The sequence below is a fragment of the Escherichia sp. MOD1-EC5990 genome (assembly GCF_002965285.1).
GTDB classification, from domain to species: Bacteria; Pseudomonadota; Gammaproteobacteria; order Enterobacterales; family Enterobacteriaceae; genus Escherichia; species Escherichia coli_F.
On sequence record NZ_PTRV01000009.1, the window covers coordinates 189,624 to 206,078 of the forward strand.

The window sequence follows — 16,455 nt, forward strand, 5'->3', positions numbered from 1 at the left end:
GACGATCATGGCCAGAAAACGCAAATCAAGAAATAACAGTAAATTTGGTCACGGAGCGATCAGTCGCATTGGAAGACCGCATAATCCTTTTGAGCCGCGCCGCAATCGCTACGCACAAAAATACTTAACGTTGGTGCTAATGGGCGGTGCCGTTTTTTTAATAGTCAAAGGATGGAGTGAAAGTGGCGATGTCGATAACGACGGCGACGGAACGTTTTATTCGACAGTGCAGGATTGTATTGATGACGGTAATAATGCCGACATTTGCGCGCGTGGCTGGAACAACGCCAAAGCGGCATTTTATGCCGATGTTCCGAAGAATATGACTCAGCAGAATTGTCAGTCTAAGTACGAAAATTGCTACTACGACAATGTTGAACAGAGTTGGATCCCGGTCGTTTCTGGATTTTTGTTAAGCCGAGTTATTCGTAAAGATCGCGATGAGCCGTTCGTCTATAACAGCGGCGGATCCTCATTTGCTTCCCGCCCCGTCTGGCGCAACACTTCCGGTGATTACTCCTGGCGCTCCGGTTCTGGCAAAAAAGAGTCTTACTCTTCAGGCGGCTTTACCACCAAAAAAGCGTCAACCGTTTCGCGCGGCGGCTATGGTCGTTCTTCCAGCGCCCGTGGGCATTGGGGAGGCTAATCATGCTGAGACACAACGTTCCTGTGCGACGGGATCTGGACCAGATCGCCGCTAACAACGGTTTCGACTTTCATATCATCGACAATGAAATCTATTGGGACGAGAGTGGGGCTTACCGTTTTACTCTGCGCCAGATTGAAGAGCAGATCGAAAAACCGACTGCGGAACTGCATCAGATGTGCCTTGAGGTGGTGGATCGCGCGGTTAAAGACGAAGAGATCCTGACGCAACTGGCGATCCCGCCGTTGTACTGGGATGTGATCGCCGAAAGCTGGCGCGCACGCGATCCTTCGCTGTATGGCCGGATGGATTTTGCCTGGTGTGGCAATGCGCCGGTGAAGCTGCTGGAGTACAACGCCGATACGCCGACCTCGTTGTATGAGTCGGCTTATTTCCAGTGGTTGTGGCTGGAGGATGCCCGGCGCAGCGGCATTATTCCGCGTGATGCCGATCAGTACAATGCCATTCAGGAACGCCTGATTTCACGCTTTAGCGAGCTTTATAGCCGGGAGCCGTTTTATTTCTGCTGCTGTCAGGACACCGATGAAGACAGGACTACCGTGCTGTACTTGCAGGACTGCGCTCAGCAGGCAGGGCAGGAGTCGCGGTTTATCTACATTGAAGATCTCGGTTTGGGCGTCGGCGGTGTACTGACCGATCTTGATGATAATGTCATCCAGCGTGCATTTAAGCTGTATCCGCTGGAGTGGATGATGCGTGACGATAACGGTCCGCTGCTGTGCAAGCGTCGCGAGCAATGGGTGGAGCCGTTATGGAAAAGTATCTTGAGTAATAAAGGGCTAATGCCGCTGCTTTGGCGCTTCTTCCCTGGTCATCCTAACCTTCTTGCATCCTGGTTTGAGGGTGAAAAATCGCAGATTGCCGCTGGCGAAAGCTATGTGCGTAAACCGATCTACTCGCGCGAAGGCGGAAACGTCACCATTTTCGACGGTCAGAATAACGTCGTTGACCACGCTGATGGTGATTACGCCGATGAACCGATGATCTACCAGGCGTTTCAACCTCTGCCGCGATTTGGCGATAGCTACACACTCATCGGTAGCTGGATTGTCGATGATGAAGCGTGCGGAATGGGGATCCGTGAAGATAACACGCTGATCACCAAAGACACCTCTCGTTTCGTTCCGCATTACATTGCTGGCTAAGAATGTTTTAGCAATCTCTTTCTGTCAGGAATCCATGGCAGTGACCATACTAATGGTGACTGCCATTGATGGAGGGATACACAGTGCACTGGCAAACTCACACCGTTTTTAATCAACCTATACCATTAAATAACAGCAACTTATACCTGTCTGATGGCGCGCTCTGCGAAGCGGTAACGCGTGAAGGTGCCGGCTGGGATAGCGATTTTCTAGCCAGTATTGGTCAGCAGTTAGGAACGGCTGAATCCCTTGAACTGGGGCGGCTGGCGAATGTGAATCCGCCTGAATTATTGCGCTACGATGCGCAAGGACGCCGTCTGGACGATGTGCGTTTTCACCCCGCCTGGCACCTGCTGATGCAGGCGCTATGTACCAATCGGGTGCACAATCTTGCCTGGGAAGAAGACGCTCGCTCCGGCGCATTTGTGGCGCGCGCGGCGCGTTTTATGTTGCACGCACAGGTTGAGGCAGGGTCGTTATGTCCGATAACCATGACCTTTGCCGCCACGCCATTGCTGTTACAGATGTTACCCGCGCCGTTTCAGGACTGGACCACGCCGCTGCTGAGCGATCGCTACGATTCTCACTTATTGCCAGGTGGGCAAAAACGCGGTTTGTTGATTGGCATGGGAATGACGGAAAAGCAGGGCGGTTCCGATGTCATGAGCAACACCACCCGCGCAGAGCGCCTGGAAGATGGCTCTTATCGGCTGGTGGGGCATAAATGGTTTTTCTCGGTGCCGCAAAGCGATGCGCATCTGGTGCTGGCGCAGACTACGGGCGGTTTGTCCTGCTTTTTTGTGCCGCGCTTTTTGCCTGACGGGCAACGCAACGCGATTCGCCTCGAGCGGCTGAAAGATAAGCTGGGTAATCGCTCTAACGCCAGCTGCGAAGTGGAGTTTCAGGATGCCATTGGCTGGTTGTTGGGGCAGGAAGGGGAAGGAATTCGTCTGATCCTGAAAATGGGTGGGATGACGCGTTTTGATTGCGCCCTGGGTAGCCATGCCATGATGCGCCGTGCATTTTCGCTGGCGATTTATCATGCACATCAACGCCATGTTTTTGGTAATCCATTGATCCAACAGCCCCTTATGCGTCATGTCTTAAGTCGCATGGCACTTCAGCTTGAAGGGCAAACGGCGTTGCTGTTTCGTCTTGCGCGAGCGTGGGACCGGCGTGCCGATGCCAAAGAAGCCCTGTGGGCGCGTTTATTTACGCCTGCGGCAAAATTTGTGATCTGCAAAAGAGGTATGCCGTTTGTGGCCGAAGCGATGGAGGTGCTGGGCGGCATTGGTTATTGCGAGGAGAGCGAGCTGCCGCGGCTTTACCGGGAGATGCCGGTAAACAGTATTTGGGAAGGTTCCGGCAATATTATGTGCCTGGATGTGCTGCGCGTTCTCAATAAGCAAGCGGGCGTATACGACTTATTGTCGGAAGCGTTTGTGGAAGTGAAAGGGCAGGATCGCTATTTTGATCGCGCGGTTCGTCGTTTACAGCAGCAGCTGCGTAAGCCAGCTGAAGAACTGAGGCGAGAGATTACTCATCAGCTATTCCTGCTGGGCTGCGGTGCGCAAATGTTGAAATATGCTTCTCCGCCAATGGCGCAGGCGTGGTGTCAGGTGATGTTAGATACGCGCGGCGGCGTACGGTTGTCAGAGCAGATCCAGAATGATTTATTGCTGCGGGCGACGGGGGGAGTGTGTGTGTAAGCGTATACGACTGATGCGACGCTGGTTTCGATTAACTAAATGAAATATGTGAAAATTGTAGGCCGGACAAGGCGCTCGCGCCGCATCCGGCATTGTTCATTTGCTGTAGATGACACTCATGCATACAGTATCGCCTGTACGCGCCAGTTATCAGGCTGCTGGTCTTCGTACATGGTAATAATGCGGTACCATGACGCACCTTGTTCATCGGCCTTTAACGCCACGATACGTTCCACGTCCTGCGGATCCCCTGAAATATTGCTAACTGAGATCTGACCTATTTCATTCAGGCCCGTCACGCAGTCAGCACTGGCGAATTCTGCAGACTGTGCCGTGGCGCTCGCAGGATAAGTCACTAATTGCAGCGAGGGTGAGGCAAGTAATTGTTTCATCGTCAGCTCCATTTTTCGTTTCCCCACATGTTGCAGGGCATTCCATCGCGGTAATAAACGCCCAGGCTTCCAGCCGGTAATTTATTGTGCACAGGTAAACGCATAGGGACGCAAAGCAATGTAAAGCTGACTATGTAAGTTGTCTGATTTATTTACGGTACAAAATGGCTTGTGAATACCACTGTCCTGTCACGATGGTTTCGTCCACCATGACGACAACGTAATAATCAGCTTTTGCAGCGACAGCTTTCGCTCTGATTTCTGCTAATGCGTCATCCGGAGAACCCCGAACCATCGTGCTTACGCTGCCTATTCGCTGTAACCCTTGCGTCTGGTCGCGGCGAATCTCTTGCGGATGGTCCGTTACTGGCGGTGCTGGCTGTGGCGTACCTTGCAGTGCGCTACAGGCACTTAACATCAACACCAATAATAAACTGGCAAACCGGTAAATAACGCTATTACGTTTCCTGCTAACCATAGTGTAGTGCCTTATTAATTTAACTTTGGGGGAATGTTCCCGAATTGTTACCTGGTACGCGATTTTCGAATGAAAACGTGACGAAAGCGTAACCCACATCTCAACATTATGAACTAATACCGCCAGCAGAAACTTGTGCTAAGGATTTCTTCATGTCATACCAGACAAAAAGGAGAGACAGATGATTGAAATAGAATCACGCGAGCTGGCAGATATTCCCGTTCTTCATGCTTATCCTGTCGGGCAAAAAGATACCCCGTTACCGTGCGTAATTTTTTATCACGGCTTTACTTCATCCAGTCTGGTGTATAGCTATTTTGCCGTTGCGCTGGCGCAGGCTGGTTTGCGAGTGATCATGCCGGATGCGCCCGATCACGGTAGCCGTTTTAGTGGTGACGCAGCGCGGCGGTTAAATCAATTCTGGCAAATCTTGCTACAAAGTATGCAGGAATTCACTACTTTACGTGCGGCAATAGCCGAAGAAAACTGGCTGCTTGATGACCGTCTGGCAGTCGGTGGTGCGTCGATGGGCGCGATGACGGCACTGGGGATTACCGCTCGCCACCCCACGGTGAGATGTACCGCCAGCATGATGGGATCGGGCTATTTTACATCACTCGCCCGTTCACTGTTTCCACCGCTGATACCTGAAACGACAGCACAGCAGAATGAATTCAATAACATTGTCGCGCCGCTGGCAGAGTGGGAAGCGACAAACCACCTGGAACAACTTAGTGACAGACCTCTACTGCTGTGGCATGGCCTCGACGATGACGTTGTGCCTGCCGACGAATCACTACGTTTGCAGCAGGCCTTAAGCGAGACGGGACGGGATAAACTGCTAACCTGTTCATGGCAGCCAGGCGTGCGTCACCGCATTACGCCTGAGGCGTTAGATGCTGCAGTGACATTTTTCCGCCAGCATCTTTAAACACGCAGAATGCTGACCCCTTGCGCTTCCAGTTGTTGCAGGATTTCCGGGTTAGCATTTTTGCCGGTGATCAGCATATCAATTTGATCGGCACGGCTAAAAAGCATTCCCGCGCGTTCGCCAATCTTACTGCTATCAACCAGTACCACCAGTTTCCCTACCACGCTCAGCATCTTCTGCTCTGCCATTGCCGTCAGCATATCGGTTTTATACAACCCTTCTGCTGTCAGTCCTTTGCCGCTGGTAAACATCCAGTGCCCGGCATAGAGACTGTTTTCGCTGCCCTGCGGGCTTAAAGTGATGGACTGACTTTTGTTGTACTGTCCGCCCATAATGATCACGCTGTCATGTTCTTGATCGATCAGGTAATTTGCCAGCGGTAGATAATTAGTGATGATTTGCACTGGCTTGCCACACATTTCCCGCCCAAGCAGAAACGCGGTGGAGCCGCAGTTGATGACTACGCTTTCGCCCGGATTAACCAGCTGCGAGGCCGCTTTAGCGATACGTACTTTTTCATCGTGATTCTGCGCCTGATGCAGATTCATCGGCGTCCAGCGCGGGCGCTGTTGGGTAATAGCTTCTGCGCCATTGCGCACTTTTTTCAGTTTGCCGCTTTCGTCAAGTTTATTGATATCGCGTCGCGCAGTGGCAGGCGAAATTCCCAGACGCTCAACGACTTTCTCAACGGTCACAAAGCCCAATTGTGCGAGCATTTCCAGGAGGATTTGATGTCTTTGTGCTTCAGTCATGAGCTATTCCGATAAAATTTGATTTTTTTAGATGATATTTGAAATAGCCAGGAAATACTACGCCGGATAGCGCGAACTTCTCCACGCTATCCGGTATAAACGACAGATTACAGGAATGACTTGAACGGCAGATCCGGTTCAATAGTGAAGCAATCATCGAAACCGCGCGGATAGTGGTACTCGAAGTTGTCTTTATCCAGCGGCCAGGTAAATTTGCCGCCAACCTGCCAGATAAACGGCTTGAAGCCATACTTCAGACGATCTTTTTTCATCTCCCACAGCACGCGGATCTCTTGCGGATCGGCCTGGAAGTTTGACCAGATGTCGTGGTGGAACGGGATAACCACTTTCGCATTCAGGGCTTCACCCATACGCAGCATATCGGCGCTGGTCATTTTGTCGGTAATACCGCGCGGGTTCTCACCATACGATCCTAACGCCACATCGATCTGATGTTCGTTACCGTGCTTCGCATAATAGTTGGAGTAGTGGGAATCGCCACTGTGATATAGGGAACCGCCAGGGGTTTTGAACAGGTAGTTTACTGCGCGATCGTCCATGCCATCTGGCAGTACGCCAGCCGCTTTTTGATCGGCAGGCAGGGTGATCAGTGCAGTACGGTCGAAAGCGTCAAGCGCATGAATTTCAATGTCTTTCACTTTTACTACATCGCCCGGTTTGACCACGATGCAACGCTCTTTCGGTACGCCCCAGCCAATCCACAAATCCACACAGGTTTTCGGTCCAATGAACGGTACGTCATCAGCACAGTTCTGCATCACGGCAGCAGCAACGTTAACGTCGATATGATCGTTGTGATCGTGAGTCGCCAGTACCGCGTCGATCTGGCGAATCGCAAACGGATCAAGAACAAACGGGGTGGTGCGCAGGTTTGGCTGCAGTTTTTTCACGCCAGCCATGCGCTGCATCTGGTGACCCTGTTTCATTAACGGGTTACCGTGACTTTGTTTGCCAGTGCCGCACCAGAAATCAACGCAAACGTTGGTGCCACCTTCCGATTTCAACCAGATCCCGGTGCAGCCAAGCCACCACATCGCAAATGTGCCTGGAGCGACCTGTTCTTGTTCAATTTCTTCATTCAACCAGCTACCCCACTCCGGGAAAGTGCTCAGGATCCAGGATTCACGGGTGATACTTTTCACTTTACTCATCGCCATTTACCTTCATGATTGTTCAATTCGAATCAATGTGTGATTGGTTTTGATTAATCCTGACACTATTTTTTCAGGAAGGCAATGACCATTTTTTGACTTTTTGCCAGGGAAGTGGTTGTTGATTTTGAGTGTGGAAAGATTTAATGGAATGTGTAATTCAATTAACTAAATGAATTTAAATGAATAGTTGTTTCGTTGTGTGAATCCCATTCTATCCATGTGGAATTATTTGCGGGTCGCGTCACATTTAATCATAAATAATCTTGTTGTGATTACTTTTGAAAATTAGAGTGAGTGCACAACATTCCGGGTGTGTGGAATACCCGGTTACCTCTTCTTCAGGAGATCGTTATGGAGATCCTCTACAACATCTTTACCGTGTTTTTTAACCAGGTCATGACCAATGCCCCGTTGTTGCTGGGTATTGTGACCTGTCTGGGCTACATCCTACTGCGCAAAAGTGTCAGCGTTATTATTAAAGGCACGATTAAAACCATAATTGGTTTCATGTTGTTGCAGGCAGGGTCCGGCATCCTCACCAGCACCTTCAAACCGGTGGTGGCGAAAATGTCCGAAGTCTACGGCATTAACGGCGCAATTTCCGATACTTACGCGTCGATGATGGCAACCATCGACCGCATGGGCGATGCCTATAGCTGGGTAGGTTACGCGGTGTTGTTAGCGCTGGCGCTGAACATCTGTTACGTGCTGCTGCGTCGCATTACCGGTATTCGTACCATCATGCTGACTGGTCATATCATGTTCCAGCAGGCGGGGCTGATTGCCGTTACGTTGTTTATTTTCGGCTACTCCATGTGGACAACCATTATCTGCACGGCGATTCTGGTTTCGCTCTACTGGGGCATTACCTCCAACATGATGTACAAGCCGACTCAGGAAGTGACGGACGGCTGCGGTTTCTCCATCGGTCACCAGCAACAGTTTGCATCATGGATTGCCTATAAAGTTGCGCCGTTCCTCGGCAAAAAAGAGGAAAGCGTTGAAGACCTCAAACTGCCAGGCTGGCTGAATATTTTCCACGACAACATCGTCTCCACGGCGATTGTGATGACCATCTTCTTTGGTGCCATTCTGCTCTCCTTCGGTATCGACACCGTGCAGGCGATGGCAGGCAAAGTGAACTGGACGGTGTACATCCTGCAAACTGGTTTCTCCTTCGCGGTGGCGATCTTCATCATCACTCAGGGCGTGCGCATGTTTGTGGCGGAACTCTCTGAAGCATTTAACGGTATCTCCCAGCGCCTGATCCCTGGTGCGGTTCTGGCGATTGACTGTGCGGCTATCTATAGCTTCGCGCCGAACGCCGTGGTTTGGGGCTTTATGTGGGGCACCATCGGTCAGCTGATTGCGGTTGGCATCCTGGTCGCCTGCGGTTCCTCGATCCTGATTATTCCCGGCTTTATCCCGATGTTCTTCTCCAACGCCACCATCGGCGTGTTCGCTAACCACTTCGGCGGCTGGCGTGCGGCGCTGAAGATATGTCTGGTGATGGGGATGATTGAAATCTTTGGCTGCGTCTGGGCGGTGAAACTCACCGGTATGAGCGCCTGGATGGGCATGGCGGACTGGTCGATTCTGGCACCGCCGATGATGCAGGGCTTCTTCTCCATCGGTATCGCCTTTATGGCCGTCATCATTGTAATTGCACTGGCTTATATGTTCTTCGCTGGCCGCGCACTGCGCGCAGAAGAAGATGCAGAAAAACAACTGGCAGAACAGTCTGCTTAATAAGGAGTTTTGATTATGACCGTACGTATTCTGGCTGTGTGTGGCAACGGACAAGGCAGTTCCATGATCATGAAGATGAAAGTGGACCAGTTTTTAACCCAATCAAACATTGACCACACGGTAAATAGCTGCGCGGTTGGCGAATACAAAAGCGAGTTGAGCGGCGCGGATATCATCATCGCTTCTACGCACATTGCGGGCGAAATCACCGTGACCGGCAACAAATACGTGGTTGGCGTGCGCAACATGCTCTCTCCTGCCGACTTTGGCCCGAAACTGCTGGAAGTGATCAAAGCGCATTTCCCGCAGGATGTGAAGTAAGGACGCGCCATGAAATTACGTGATTCGCTGGCGGAGAATAAATCCATCCGCCTGCAGGCTGAAGCTGAGACATGGCAGGACGCAGTAAAAATCGGCGTTGACCTGCTGGTGGCGGCGGATGTTGTCGAGCCGCGTTACTACCAGGCGATTCTGGATGCGGTTGAACAGCACGGTCCGTACTTTGTGCTCGCACCAGGCCTGGCAATGCCGCACGGTCGCCCGGAAGAGGGCGTTAAGAAAACCGGTTTTGCGCTGGTGACGCTGAAAAAGCCGCTGGAGTTCAACCACGAAGATAACGACCCGGTGGATATCCTCATCACCATGGCGGCGGTCGATGCCAACACGCACCAGGAAGTGGGCATCATGCAGATCGTCAACCTGTTTGAAGATGAAGAAAATTTCGACCGTTTACGTGCCTGCCGTACCGAGCAGGAAGTACTGGATCTCATTGACCGCACCAACGCGGCAGCTTAAGAAGGAATTGAAGATGTCATTACCGATGTTGCAAGTCGCGCTGGACAACCAGACTATGGATAGCGCCTACGAAACCACTCGCCTGATTGCCGAAGAAGTCGACATTATCGAAGTGGGTACCATTCTGTGCGTGGGCGAAGGCGTGCGTGCGGTTCGTGACCTGAAAGCGCTCTACCCGCACAAAATCGTACTGGCAGACGCTAAAATTGCTGATGCGGGCAAAATCCTTTCGCGTATGTGCTTCGAAGCCAACGCTGACTGGGTGACGGTAATTTGCTGTGCGGATATCAACACCGCCAAAGGCGCGCTGGACGTAGCAAAAGAGTTTAACGGCGACGTGCAGATCGAATTGACCGGCTACTGGACCTGGGAACAGGCGCAGCAGTGGCGTGACGCAGGCATTCAGCAGGTGGTTTATCACCGCAGCCGTGACGCGCAGGCCGCAGGCGTAGCGTGGGGCGAAGCGGACATTACCGCGATCAAACGTCTTTCCGATATGGGCTTCAAAGTCACCGTCACCGGTGGCCTGGCGCTGGAAGATCTGCCGCTGTTCAAAGGTATTCCGATTCATGTGTTTATCGCCGGTCGCAGCATCCGTGATGCCGCTTCTCCGGTTGAAGCCGCGCGTCAGTTCAAACGTTCCATCGCCGAACTGTGGGGCTAAGGAGCGGATATGTTGTCCAAACAAATCCCGCTTGGCATCTATGAAAAAGCGCTCCCCGCCGGGGAGTGCTGGCTGGAACGCCTGCGACTGGCAAAAACGTTGGGCTTCGATTTTGTCGAGATGTCGGTAGATGAAACTGACGAGCGCCTGTCGCGCCTCGACTGGAGCCGCGAGCAGCGTCTGGCGCTGGTGAATGCGATTGTTGAAACCGGCGTGCGCGTGCCGTCCATGTGCCTTTCTGCTCATCGTCGTTTCCCGCTGGGCAGTGAAGATGACGCGGTGCGGGCGCAGGGGCTGGAGATTATGCGTAAAGCTATCCAGTTCGCCCAGGACGTCGGCATTCGCGTGATCCAGCTGGCGGGCTATGACGTTTACTATCAGGAAGCCAATAACGAAACGCGTCGTCGTTTCCGTGACGGCCTGAAAGAGAGCGTTGAGATGGCGAGCCGCGCGCAGGTGACGCTGGCGATGGAGATCATGGATTATCCGTTGATGAACTCCATCAGCAAGGCGCTGGGTTACGCGCACTATCTCAACAACCCGTGGTTCCAGCTCTACCCGGATATCGGCAACCTGTCGGCGTGGGACAACGATGTGCAGATGGAGTTGCAGGCCGGAATCGGGCATATCGTCGCGGTACATGTGAAAGACACCAAACCTGGCGTCTTCAAAAACGTGCCGTTTGGCGAAGGTGTAGTGGATTTCGAACGTTGTTTCGAAACGCTCAAACAGAGTGGCTATTGCGGGCCGTACCTGATTGAGATGTGGAGCGAAACGGCGGAAGACCCGGCGGCAGAAGTGGCGAAAGCGCGTGATTGGGTGAAAGCGCGCATGGCGAAAGCGGGCATGGTGGAGGCGGCATAATGCAAAAGCTAAAACAGCAGGTATTTGAAGCCAACATGGATCTGCCGCGCTATGGGCTGGTGACCTTTACCTGGGGCAACGTCAGCGCTATCGACCGCGAACGCGGGCTGGTGGTGATCAAGCCCAGCGGCGTCGCCTACGAAACCATGAAAGCAGACGATATGGTGGTGGTCGATATGAGCGGTAAGGTGGTGGAAGGGGAGTATCGCCCATCTTCCGACACCGCGACGCATCTTGAACTCTACCGTCGTTATCCGTCGCTTGGCGGCATTGTCCATACCCACTCCACTCATGCTACCGCATGGGCGCAGGCGGGGCTGGCGATCCCGGCGTTAGGCACCACGCACGCTGACTACTTCTTTGGTGACATCCCGTGTACGCGTGGATTAAGCGAAGAAGAGGTGCAGGGTGAGTATGAACTGAACACTGGCAAAGTGATTATCGAAACGCTGGGCAACGCCGAGCCGCTGCATACGCCGGGAATTGTGGTGTATCAGCACGGACCGTTCGCCTGGGGGAAAGATGCCCACGACGCGGTGCATAACGCGGTAGTGATGGAAGAAGTGGCGAAAATGGCGTGGATTGCGCGCAGTATTAATCCACAACTCAATCACATCGACAGCTTCCTCATGAATAAACACTTCATGCGTAAGCACGGTCCTAACGCCTATTACGGGCAGAAGTAAGCAGTGCGCCCCGGAATTATTACCTCCTGCGGGATGTAATTGGTCTGATTCCGGGGCCGCTTCAGTTAAAAAATCGTATAAACAACAGGTGTTTTTATGGCTATCAATGGATTGTTTGTCAGAACGGATCCGCAACGTCGCCGCTATGGCGTTGCGTTACTTGTGGGTGTACTTTCAGGAATTATTTCAGCATTTGTTAAATGGGGAGCGGAAGTCCCCTTGCCACCGCGCACATTTTCCGGTGGTCGCGATGAATTTAACCCGCCGTATATCTTTCTACGAGATTATTTAGGTATCGACCCAACCCAAACTGTGTACACATTCTCGGAACATATTATCAACCCGGTGATGGTGACGCATATCATCTTCTCACTGGTTTTTGCGATAGGGTATTGTGTTGTCGCGGAAATTTTTCCGAAAGTGAAATTATGGCAGGGGATATTAGCAGGGCTTATTGTGACAGTGGCAGTCCACGGTATATTTTGCCCGGCGCTGAATTTAACGCCGCCGCTCACTCAATTGCCTTTTGACGAATATGCGTCTGAAATCCTGGGGCATATTTTCTGGTTTTGGATAATAGAGATTATGCGCCGCGACTTACGTAATCGCATTACTCATGAGCCAGATCCGGAAGTCGCAATTCGGTGAATAACCGTATAAAAAAGCCCCCTGCGAAGGGGGCAAAGCAAACTATGGCAATGTTTCGTTGGTTATACCTGGTGCTAGCGATAAATATCCGCGCTGGCGTGCATATTGCCGTTACTCCCCGGTTCCCGCATCAGAATTACGTGGTAGTACGTTGCGCCCTGCGCATCTGTCTCTTCATTTAATGCCTGACGTGCTTCGCTTTCAGTGGCGAAATTATGATTGATATAAATCACGCCTAAGCTCTGTACGTCGTCCATATTTCTGGCCTGGTGGTTATTAATTTCAATGGCTGCCCATGTATTTGCACTTAGCAAAAGCACAGCCAGAAGGGCTAAAACTCGACTGAACATAGATACCTCCTCGACGGCTGACTTTGTGTGCTCTCCTCTGTGATGATCTTCTGATTTAATTTTAATCAATGATAAAGAAGTTGATGGTGACCATTTCTGATGCAGTTGTTCAAAAAAACACCATGATGAAGTGTGATGAACTCCAAATCAGCGGTTTAGAGGTTAATTGCGAAAGGGGAGATTTATTTCGGCTCTGCCCTTGAGTTTAGCGGGGCATACAAGTACTATAACGCGTCATTTTTCAGCCGACCTTTAACACGTTCCTTGCCTCCCCGGGATTCGGCTGACCCAGACAGGAGGCTGAATAATCCGTAAGGAGCAATTCGATGCGTCATTACGAAATCGTTTTTATGGTCCATCCTGACCAGAGCGAACAGGTTCCGGGCATGATCGAGCGCTACACTGCTGCCATCACTGGTGCAGAAGGCAAGATCCACCGTCTGGAAGACTGGGGCCGCCGTCAGCTGGCTTACCCGATCAACAAACTGCACAAAGCACACTACGTTCTGATGAACGTTGAAGCTCCGCAGGAAGTGATCGATGAGCTGGAAACTACCTTCCGCTTCAACGATGCCGTTATCCGCAGCATGGTTATGCGTACCAAGCACGCTGTTACCGAAGCATCTCCGATGGTTAAAGCGAAAGACGAGCGCCGTGAGCGTCGCGATGATTTCGCAAACGAAACCGCTGATGATGCTGAAGCTGGGGATTCTGAAGAGTAATTTCTGATGACCAACCGTCTGGTGTTGTCCGGCACCGTGTGCAGGACTCCCCTTCGAAAGGTCAGTCCATCAGGAATTCCTCACTGCCAGTTCGTGCTTGAGCATCGTTCTGTGCAGGAGGAAGCCGGTTTTCACCGGCAGGCGTGGTGCCAAATGCCCGTTATTGTTAGCGGACACGAAAACCAGGCCATTACTCACAGTATAACGGTCGGCAGTCGCATAACCGTTCAGGGGTTCATTTCATGCCACAAGGCAAAGAACGGACTGAGCAAAATGGTTTTGCATGCCGAGCAGATTGAATTGATAGATTCTGGAGACTAGCCATATGGCACGTTATTTCCGTCGTCGCAAGTTCTGCCGTTTCACCGCGGAAGGCGTTCAAGAGATCGACTATAAAGATATCGCTACGCTGAAAAACTACATCACCGAAAGCGGTAAGATTGTCCCAAGCCGTATCACCGGTACCCGTGCAAAATACCAGCGTCAGCTGGCTCGCGCTATCAAACGCGCTCGCTACCTGTCCCTGCTGCCGTACACTGATCGCCATCAGTAATCGGTCACGGTCCATTAATACGACTTTGAGAGGATAAGGTAATGCAAGTTATTCTGCTTGATAAAGTAGCAAACCTGGGTAGCCTGGGTGATCAGGTAAACGTTAAAGCGGGCTATGCTCGTAACTTCCTGGTACCGCAGGGTAAAGCTGTTCCAGCTACCAAGAAAAACATTGAATTCTTCGAAGCACGTCGCGCTGAACTGGAAGCTAAACTGGCTGAAGTTCTGGCAGCTGCTAATGCTCGCGCTGAGAAAATCAATGCACTGGAAACTGTTACCATCGCGTCTAAAGCTGGCGACGAAGGTAAACTGTTCGGTTCCATCGGTACTCGCGACATCGCTGACGCTGTAACTGCAGCTGGCGTTGAAGTGGCTAAGAGCGAAGTTCGTCTGCCGAACGGCGTTCTGCGTACCACTGGCGAACACGAAGTGAGCTTCCAGGTTCACAGCGAAGTATTCGCGAAAGTGATCGTAAACGTAGTAGCTGAATAATTCGTTATTCAACGAGACGTAAAAACGCCGACCATTGGTCGGCGTTTTGCTTTCTATTTTTCGTCAGGTATTAGTTTCGCAAGTAGATCCATTCACCATTCTCTTGTGTCCATAAGTCAGGATGGTTTGCTGGCGTTAGATGCATACGATCACTCCTTATGTCTCGGTCCTGCGGCACTCGCTCGAAACCTAAACCCGAGTAGATTGCTGCTGAATTTGATAAGGAACGTAGACCAATTTTCAAATCATGGGGTAAATCAGAATACGCGTTTAGCAATGCAGCAATGATGAATCCGAGGGCATTAGAAACGCCTGTAACAGTGCGAAGTTGGTCGATATAAAGATCGATTGTTGGTAGTTCAGATGACCAGCAATTAGGCATTTGGGCAGGAAGGGTTACAACGTATCCTATCGTTTGGCCGGTATAGTCTGGAGTACTATAACCAGGTCCCAAAACAACCTCGTGTATTGTGTATTTACTGTTGGGTTCGAAGGATTCGACATCTTGCAATAAATATTTCAGTTCTGCGGTTAACCTCGCACCCGCGTAAGCTTTATTGTATTTCTGGGCGTGAATATTATCTAATGTAGCTTCATGGTTCCATCCAAAAGAATTATCACCATTCATTGTTACTCCATCGTAAGCATTACACTTCGTTGCTAACTTATTGAATGCTTGCCAGTCAGAGAGATCTAGTTTGTGGATCTCAACAGTACGTCTGCCATCGCAATTATGATCTCTTCCACGATTTGGCAGTAATGTAGCACGTGCATATTGATGAAATTTTAATTTTACTGGTTTGTCGGTGGACGAAAAATGGGGTGAATATGCAGGAAATGAATAAATAGTCGTTGGTAATGTCATTGTAATGTTACCTGTTTAATGTTTTTATAAATATCGCAGCTGATGTTCACAGAAAAAGAATCGATATTAATAAAAATAAGTTTGTTTTCTGAAGTAGTGAAAATAGCGGATGGTGAAAGATATTAATATCAAAAATCGCTCATTATGGATATAACGATGCCCCCGGGGAGAAAATGACTTCCACGCCTTCCACCATACATTCTTGTTGTGCGGTATGTAATTATTCTACGCTGTTGGTATCGGTGCGTTTGTTAATCATCTGGTTAACCAGCCACAAAAAGCCATTGAGAAAATTATTGATTTTACATGGGATTATTCTATTGCTAACCCTTGGTTTTTAAAAATTGTGCATAGTGAAAATCAAAGTAAAGGTGTGCATTATGCAAAATCACAGCGTCTCTTAGAAATTAACCATGCGCACTTGCAGTTAATGGAATCCTTATTGGATGAAGGGAAGAAATACAATATTTTTAAGCCAGGTATCGACCCATTGCAGGTGAATATTAATATTGCTGCGCTTGGGGGATATTATTTGATCAACCAGCATACGCTTGGCCTGGTTTATCTGGTGCGCCGTAAAACCCCGTCCTTCAGGGCGGGGATATACGGCGCGGTTTTCCACCTAACCAGGTGTTTGCTGTTGTTCAATGTATTGACGGATGGCGGATATTGGCGCACCTCCGCAGCTACTGGCAAAATAGCCAGGACTCCACAAAACGCCTTTGTAGTAATACCTGACTGCAATATCTGGTCGATCTCGTCGCAGTAACCTACCCGATACGCCTTTGAGGCTGTTTACCAGACTGGATATCGCCAGTT

At 50.7% G+C, this 16,455-nt stretch carries 21 protein-coding genes and 2 pseudogenes; 16 read left to right on the forward strand and 7 right to left on the reverse strand.

What is annotated here, in order from left to right; translation table 11 throughout:
• Positions 1–7 precede the first annotated feature (7 nt).
• The 3 genes from BEB42_RS13250 to BEB42_RS13260 all read left to right on the forward strand — a co-directional run bounded on the left by BEB42_RS13250 (position 8) and on the right by BEB42_RS13260 (position 3,521).
• The gene (locus BEB42_RS13250; protein ID WP_000101644.1) at positions 8–646 is read left to right on the forward strand and encodes a DUF1190 domain-containing protein; all 639 of its coding nucleotides are present in this window, start codon (positions 8–10) and stop codon (positions 644–646) included.
• A gap of 2 nt (positions 647–648) precedes the next feature.
• Positions 649–1,812, forward strand: coding sequence for a glutathionylspermidine synthase family protein (locus BEB42_RS13255; RefSeq protein ID WP_000943976.1), 1,164 nt, complete (start codon positions 649–651; stop codon positions 1,810–1,812).
• 83 nt (positions 1,813–1,895) lie between these two features.
• Positions 1,896–3,521, forward strand: coding sequence for an isovaleryl-CoA dehydrogenase (locus tag BEB42_RS13260; protein WP_001339483.1), 1,626 nt, complete (start codon positions 1,896–1,898; stop codon positions 3,519–3,521).
• A 116-nt stretch (positions 3,522–3,637) separates the two neighbouring features.
• Here the strand turns inward: BEB42_RS13260 and yjfN are convergent, their stop codons facing one another.
• Together yjfN and bsmA are read right to left on the reverse strand one after the other, a co-directional pair.
• Positions 3,638–3,913, reverse strand: coding sequence for a DUF1471 family protease activator YjfN (gene yjfN / locus BEB42_RS13270; RefSeq protein ID WP_000811566.1), 276 nt, complete (start codon positions 3,911–3,913; stop codon positions 3,638–3,640).
• A gap of 148 nt (positions 3,914–4,061) precedes the next feature.
• The gene (gene bsmA, locus BEB42_RS13275) at positions 4,062–4,391 is read right to left on the reverse strand and encodes a biofilm peroxide resistance protein BsmA (RefSeq protein ID WP_000254636.1); all 330 of its coding nucleotides are present in this window, start codon (positions 4,389–4,391) and stop codon (positions 4,062–4,064) included.
• A 181-nt stretch (positions 4,392–4,572) separates the two neighbouring features.
• Here bsmA and yjfP point away from each other — a divergent pair, with 181 nt between their 5' ends.
• A complete protein-coding gene (gene yjfP, locus BEB42_RS13280) occupies positions 4,573–5,322 on the forward strand; it encodes an esterase (RefSeq protein ID WP_000569708.1) in 750 nt (249 codons plus the stop codon).
• Here yjfP and ulaR read toward each other — a convergent pair.
• Positions 5,319–6,074, reverse strand: a complete 756-nt coding sequence (gene ulaR, locus BEB42_RS13285) for an HTH-type transcriptional regulator UlaR (protein WP_000133631.1) — start codon at positions 6,072–6,074, stop codon at positions 5,319–5,321. The genes yjfP and ulaR overlap by 4 nt on opposite strands.
• A gap of 107 nt (positions 6,075–6,181) precedes the next feature.
• On the reverse strand, positions 6,182–7,246 hold the full coding sequence (gene ulaG / locus BEB42_RS13290; protein ID WP_001295191.1) for an L-ascorbate 6-phosphate lactonase: 1,065 nt from the start codon (positions 7,244–7,246) through the stop codon (positions 6,182–6,184).
• Positions 7,247–7,600: 354 nt separating this feature from the next.
• On the opposite strand from ulaG, the gene ulaA reads away from it, so the two are divergent.
• The 7 genes from ulaA (at position 7,601) to BEB42_RS13325 (ending at position 12,655) form a co-directional block, all read left to right on the forward strand.
• Positions 7,601–8,998, forward strand: a complete 1,398-nt coding sequence (gene ulaA, locus BEB42_RS13295; RefSeq protein ID WP_001300695.1) for a PTS ascorbate transporter subunit IIC — start codon at positions 7,601–7,603, stop codon at positions 8,996–8,998.
• Between the two features lie 15 nt (positions 8,999–9,013).
• Complete coding sequence (gene ulaB, locus BEB42_RS13300; protein ID WP_000218360.1) at positions 9,014–9,319, forward strand: PTS ascorbate transporter subunit IIB; 306 nt, start codon at positions 9,014–9,016, stop codon at positions 9,317–9,319.
• A 9-nt stretch (positions 9,320–9,328) separates the two neighbouring features.
• The gene (gene ulaC / locus BEB42_RS13305) at positions 9,329–9,793 is read left to right on the forward strand and encodes a PTS ascorbate transporter subunit IIA (RefSeq protein WP_000776505.1); all 465 of its coding nucleotides are present in this window, start codon (positions 9,329–9,331) and stop codon (positions 9,791–9,793) included.
• Between the two features lie 13 nt (positions 9,794–9,806).
• Complete coding sequence (gene ulaD, locus BEB42_RS13310; RefSeq protein ID WP_000056760.1) at positions 9,807–10,457, forward strand: 3-keto-L-gulonate-6-phosphate decarboxylase UlaD; 651 nt, start codon at positions 9,807–9,809, stop codon at positions 10,455–10,457.
• Positions 10,458–10,466: 9 nt separating this feature from the next.
• On the forward strand, positions 10,467–11,321 hold the full coding sequence (gene ulaE / locus BEB42_RS13315) for an L-ribulose-5-phosphate 3-epimerase UlaE (protein ID WP_000949539.1): 855 nt from the start codon (positions 10,467–10,469) through the stop codon (positions 11,319–11,321).
• Positions 11,321–12,007 carry an L-ribulose-5-phosphate 4-epimerase UlaF gene (gene ulaF / locus BEB42_RS13320; protein ID WP_001170812.1) on the forward strand — a complete coding sequence of 229 codons (687 nt, stop codon included), beginning with the start codon at positions 11,321–11,323 and terminating at the stop codon, positions 12,005–12,007. The genes ulaE and ulaF overlap by 1 nt, the downstream gene beginning before the upstream one ends.
• A gap of 96 nt (positions 12,008–12,103) precedes the next feature.
• Entirely contained in the window at positions 12,104–12,655 is a 552-nt protein-coding gene (locus BEB42_RS13325) for a YagU family protein (protein WP_000996728.1), read from the forward strand.
• A 74-nt stretch (positions 12,656–12,729) separates the two neighbouring features.
• On the opposite strand, the gene yjfY is transcribed toward BEB42_RS13325, so the two are convergent.
• Positions 12,730–13,005, reverse strand: coding sequence for a DUF1471 family protein YjfY (yjfY, locus tag BEB42_RS13330; protein ID WP_000492914.1), 276 nt, complete (start codon positions 13,003–13,005; stop codon positions 12,730–12,732).
• Positions 13,006–13,331: 326 nt separating this feature from the next.
• On the opposite strand from yjfY, the gene rpsF reads away from it, so the two are divergent.
• Genes rpsF through rplI form a run of 4 tightly spaced genes read left to right on the forward strand, consistent with a single transcriptional unit; the run spans position 13,332 to position 14,771 of the window.
• Positions 13,332–13,727: a 30S ribosomal protein S6 gene (rpsF, locus tag BEB42_RS13335; protein WP_001216676.1), complete on the forward strand. Its 396-nt coding sequence runs from the start codon at positions 13,332–13,334 to the stop codon at positions 13,725–13,727.
• 6 nt (positions 13,728–13,733) lie between these two features.
• The gene (gene priB, locus BEB42_RS13340; RefSeq protein WP_001296681.1) at positions 13,734–14,048 is read left to right on the forward strand and encodes a primosomal replication protein N; all 315 of its coding nucleotides are present in this window, start codon (positions 13,734–13,736) and stop codon (positions 14,046–14,048) included.
• A gap of 4 nt (positions 14,049–14,052) precedes the next feature.
• Positions 14,053–14,280, forward strand: a complete 228-nt coding sequence (gene rpsR, locus BEB42_RS13345; RefSeq protein WP_000135199.1) for a 30S ribosomal protein S18 — start codon at positions 14,053–14,055, stop codon at positions 14,278–14,280.
• A gap of 41 nt (positions 14,281–14,321) precedes the next feature.
• Positions 14,322–14,771, forward strand: coding sequence for a 50S ribosomal protein L9 (gene rplI / locus BEB42_RS13350; RefSeq protein WP_001196062.1), 450 nt, complete (start codon positions 14,322–14,324; stop codon positions 14,769–14,771).
• A gap of 70 nt (positions 14,772–14,841) precedes the next feature.
• On the opposite strand, the gene BEB42_RS13355 is transcribed toward rplI, so the two are convergent.
• Positions 14,842–15,636: a DUF2686 family protein gene (locus BEB42_RS13355; RefSeq protein WP_001351393.1), complete on the reverse strand. Its 795-nt coding sequence runs from the start codon at positions 15,634–15,636 to the stop codon at positions 14,842–14,844.
• A 271-nt stretch (positions 15,637–15,907) separates the two neighbouring features.
• On the opposite strand from BEB42_RS13355, the pseudogene BEB42_RS13365 reads away from it, so the two are divergent.
• Positions 15,908–16,222, forward strand: a pseudogene (locus tag BEB42_RS13365) (TetR/AcrR family transcriptional regulator); the annotation flags it as partial.
• A 36-nt stretch (positions 16,223–16,258) separates the two neighbouring features.
• On the opposite strand, the pseudogene tnpA reads toward BEB42_RS13365, so the two are convergent.
• Positions 16,259–16,455: pseudogene (gene tnpA / locus BEB42_RS13370) on the reverse strand (IS200/IS605-like element IS609 family transposase); the annotation flags it as partial.

What these genes read in the sequence shown, in the direction of transcription:
- yjfP (WP_000569708.1), top strand. Translation starts at nt 4,573, where the DNA reads ATGATTGAAATAGAATCACGCGAGCTGGCAGATATTCCCGTTCTTCAT.
- ulaR (WP_000133631.1), bottom strand. Translation starts at nt 6,074, where the DNA reads ATGACTGAAGCACAAAGACATCAAATCCTCCTGGAAATGCTCGCACAA.
- ulaG (WP_001295191.1), bottom strand. Translation starts at nt 7,246, where the DNA reads ATGAGTAAAGTGAAAAGTATCACCCGTGAATCCTGGATCCTGAGCACT.
- BEB42_RS13255 (WP_000943976.1), top strand. Translation starts at nt 649, where the DNA reads ATGCTGAGACACAACGTTCCTGTGCGACGGGATCTGGACCAGATCGCC.
- rplI (WP_001196062.1), top strand. Translation starts at nt 14,322, where the DNA reads ATGCAAGTTATTCTGCTTGATAAAGTAGCAAACCTGGGTAGCCTGGGT.
- priB (WP_001296681.1), top strand. Translation starts at nt 13,734, where the DNA reads ATGACCAACCGTCTGGTGTTGTCCGGCACCGTGTGCAGGACTCCCCTT.
- ulaA (WP_001300695.1), top strand. Translation starts at nt 7,601, where the DNA reads ATGGAGATCCTCTACAACATCTTTACCGTGTTTTTTAACCAGGTCATG.
- ulaC (WP_000776505.1), top strand. Translation starts at nt 9,329, where the DNA reads ATGAAATTACGTGATTCGCTGGCGGAGAATAAATCCATCCGCCTGCAG.
- ulaE (WP_000949539.1), top strand. Translation starts at nt 10,467, where the DNA reads ATGTTGTCCAAACAAATCCCGCTTGGCATCTATGAAAAAGCGCTCCCC.
- rpsF (WP_001216676.1), top strand. Translation starts at nt 13,332, where the DNA reads ATGCGTCATTACGAAATCGTTTTTATGGTCCATCCTGACCAGAGCGAA.
- yjfY (WP_000492914.1), bottom strand. Translation starts at nt 13,005, where the DNA reads ATGTTCAGTCGAGTTTTAGCCCTTCTGGCTGTGCTTTTGCTAAGTGCA.
- yjfN (WP_000811566.1), bottom strand. Translation starts at nt 3,913, where the DNA reads ATGAAACAATTACTTGCCTCACCCTCGCTGCAATTAGTGACTTATCCT.
- ulaD (WP_000056760.1), top strand. Translation starts at nt 9,807, where the DNA reads ATGTCATTACCGATGTTGCAAGTCGCGCTGGACAACCAGACTATGGAT.
- bsmA (WP_000254636.1), bottom strand. Translation starts at nt 4,391, where the DNA reads ATGGTTAGCAGGAAACGTAATAGCGTTATTTACCGGTTTGCCAGTTTA.
- BEB42_RS13325 (WP_000996728.1), top strand. Translation starts at nt 12,104, where the DNA reads ATGGCTATCAATGGATTGTTTGTCAGAACGGATCCGCAACGTCGCCGC.
- ulaF (WP_001170812.1), top strand. Translation starts at nt 11,321, where the DNA reads ATGCAAAAGCTAAAACAGCAGGTATTTGAAGCCAACATGGATCTGCCG.
- rpsR (WP_000135199.1), top strand. Translation starts at nt 14,053, where the DNA reads ATGGCACGTTATTTCCGTCGTCGCAAGTTCTGCCGTTTCACCGCGGAA.
- ulaB (WP_000218360.1), top strand. Translation starts at nt 9,014, where the DNA reads ATGACCGTACGTATTCTGGCTGTGTGTGGCAACGGACAAGGCAGTTCC.
- BEB42_RS13355 (WP_001351393.1), bottom strand. Translation starts at nt 15,636, where the DNA reads ATGACATTACCAACGACTATTTATTCATTTCCTGCATATTCACCCCAT.
- BEB42_RS13250 (WP_000101644.1), top strand. Translation starts at nt 8, where the DNA reads ATGGCCAGAAAACGCAAATCAAGAAATAACAGTAAATTTGGTCACGGA.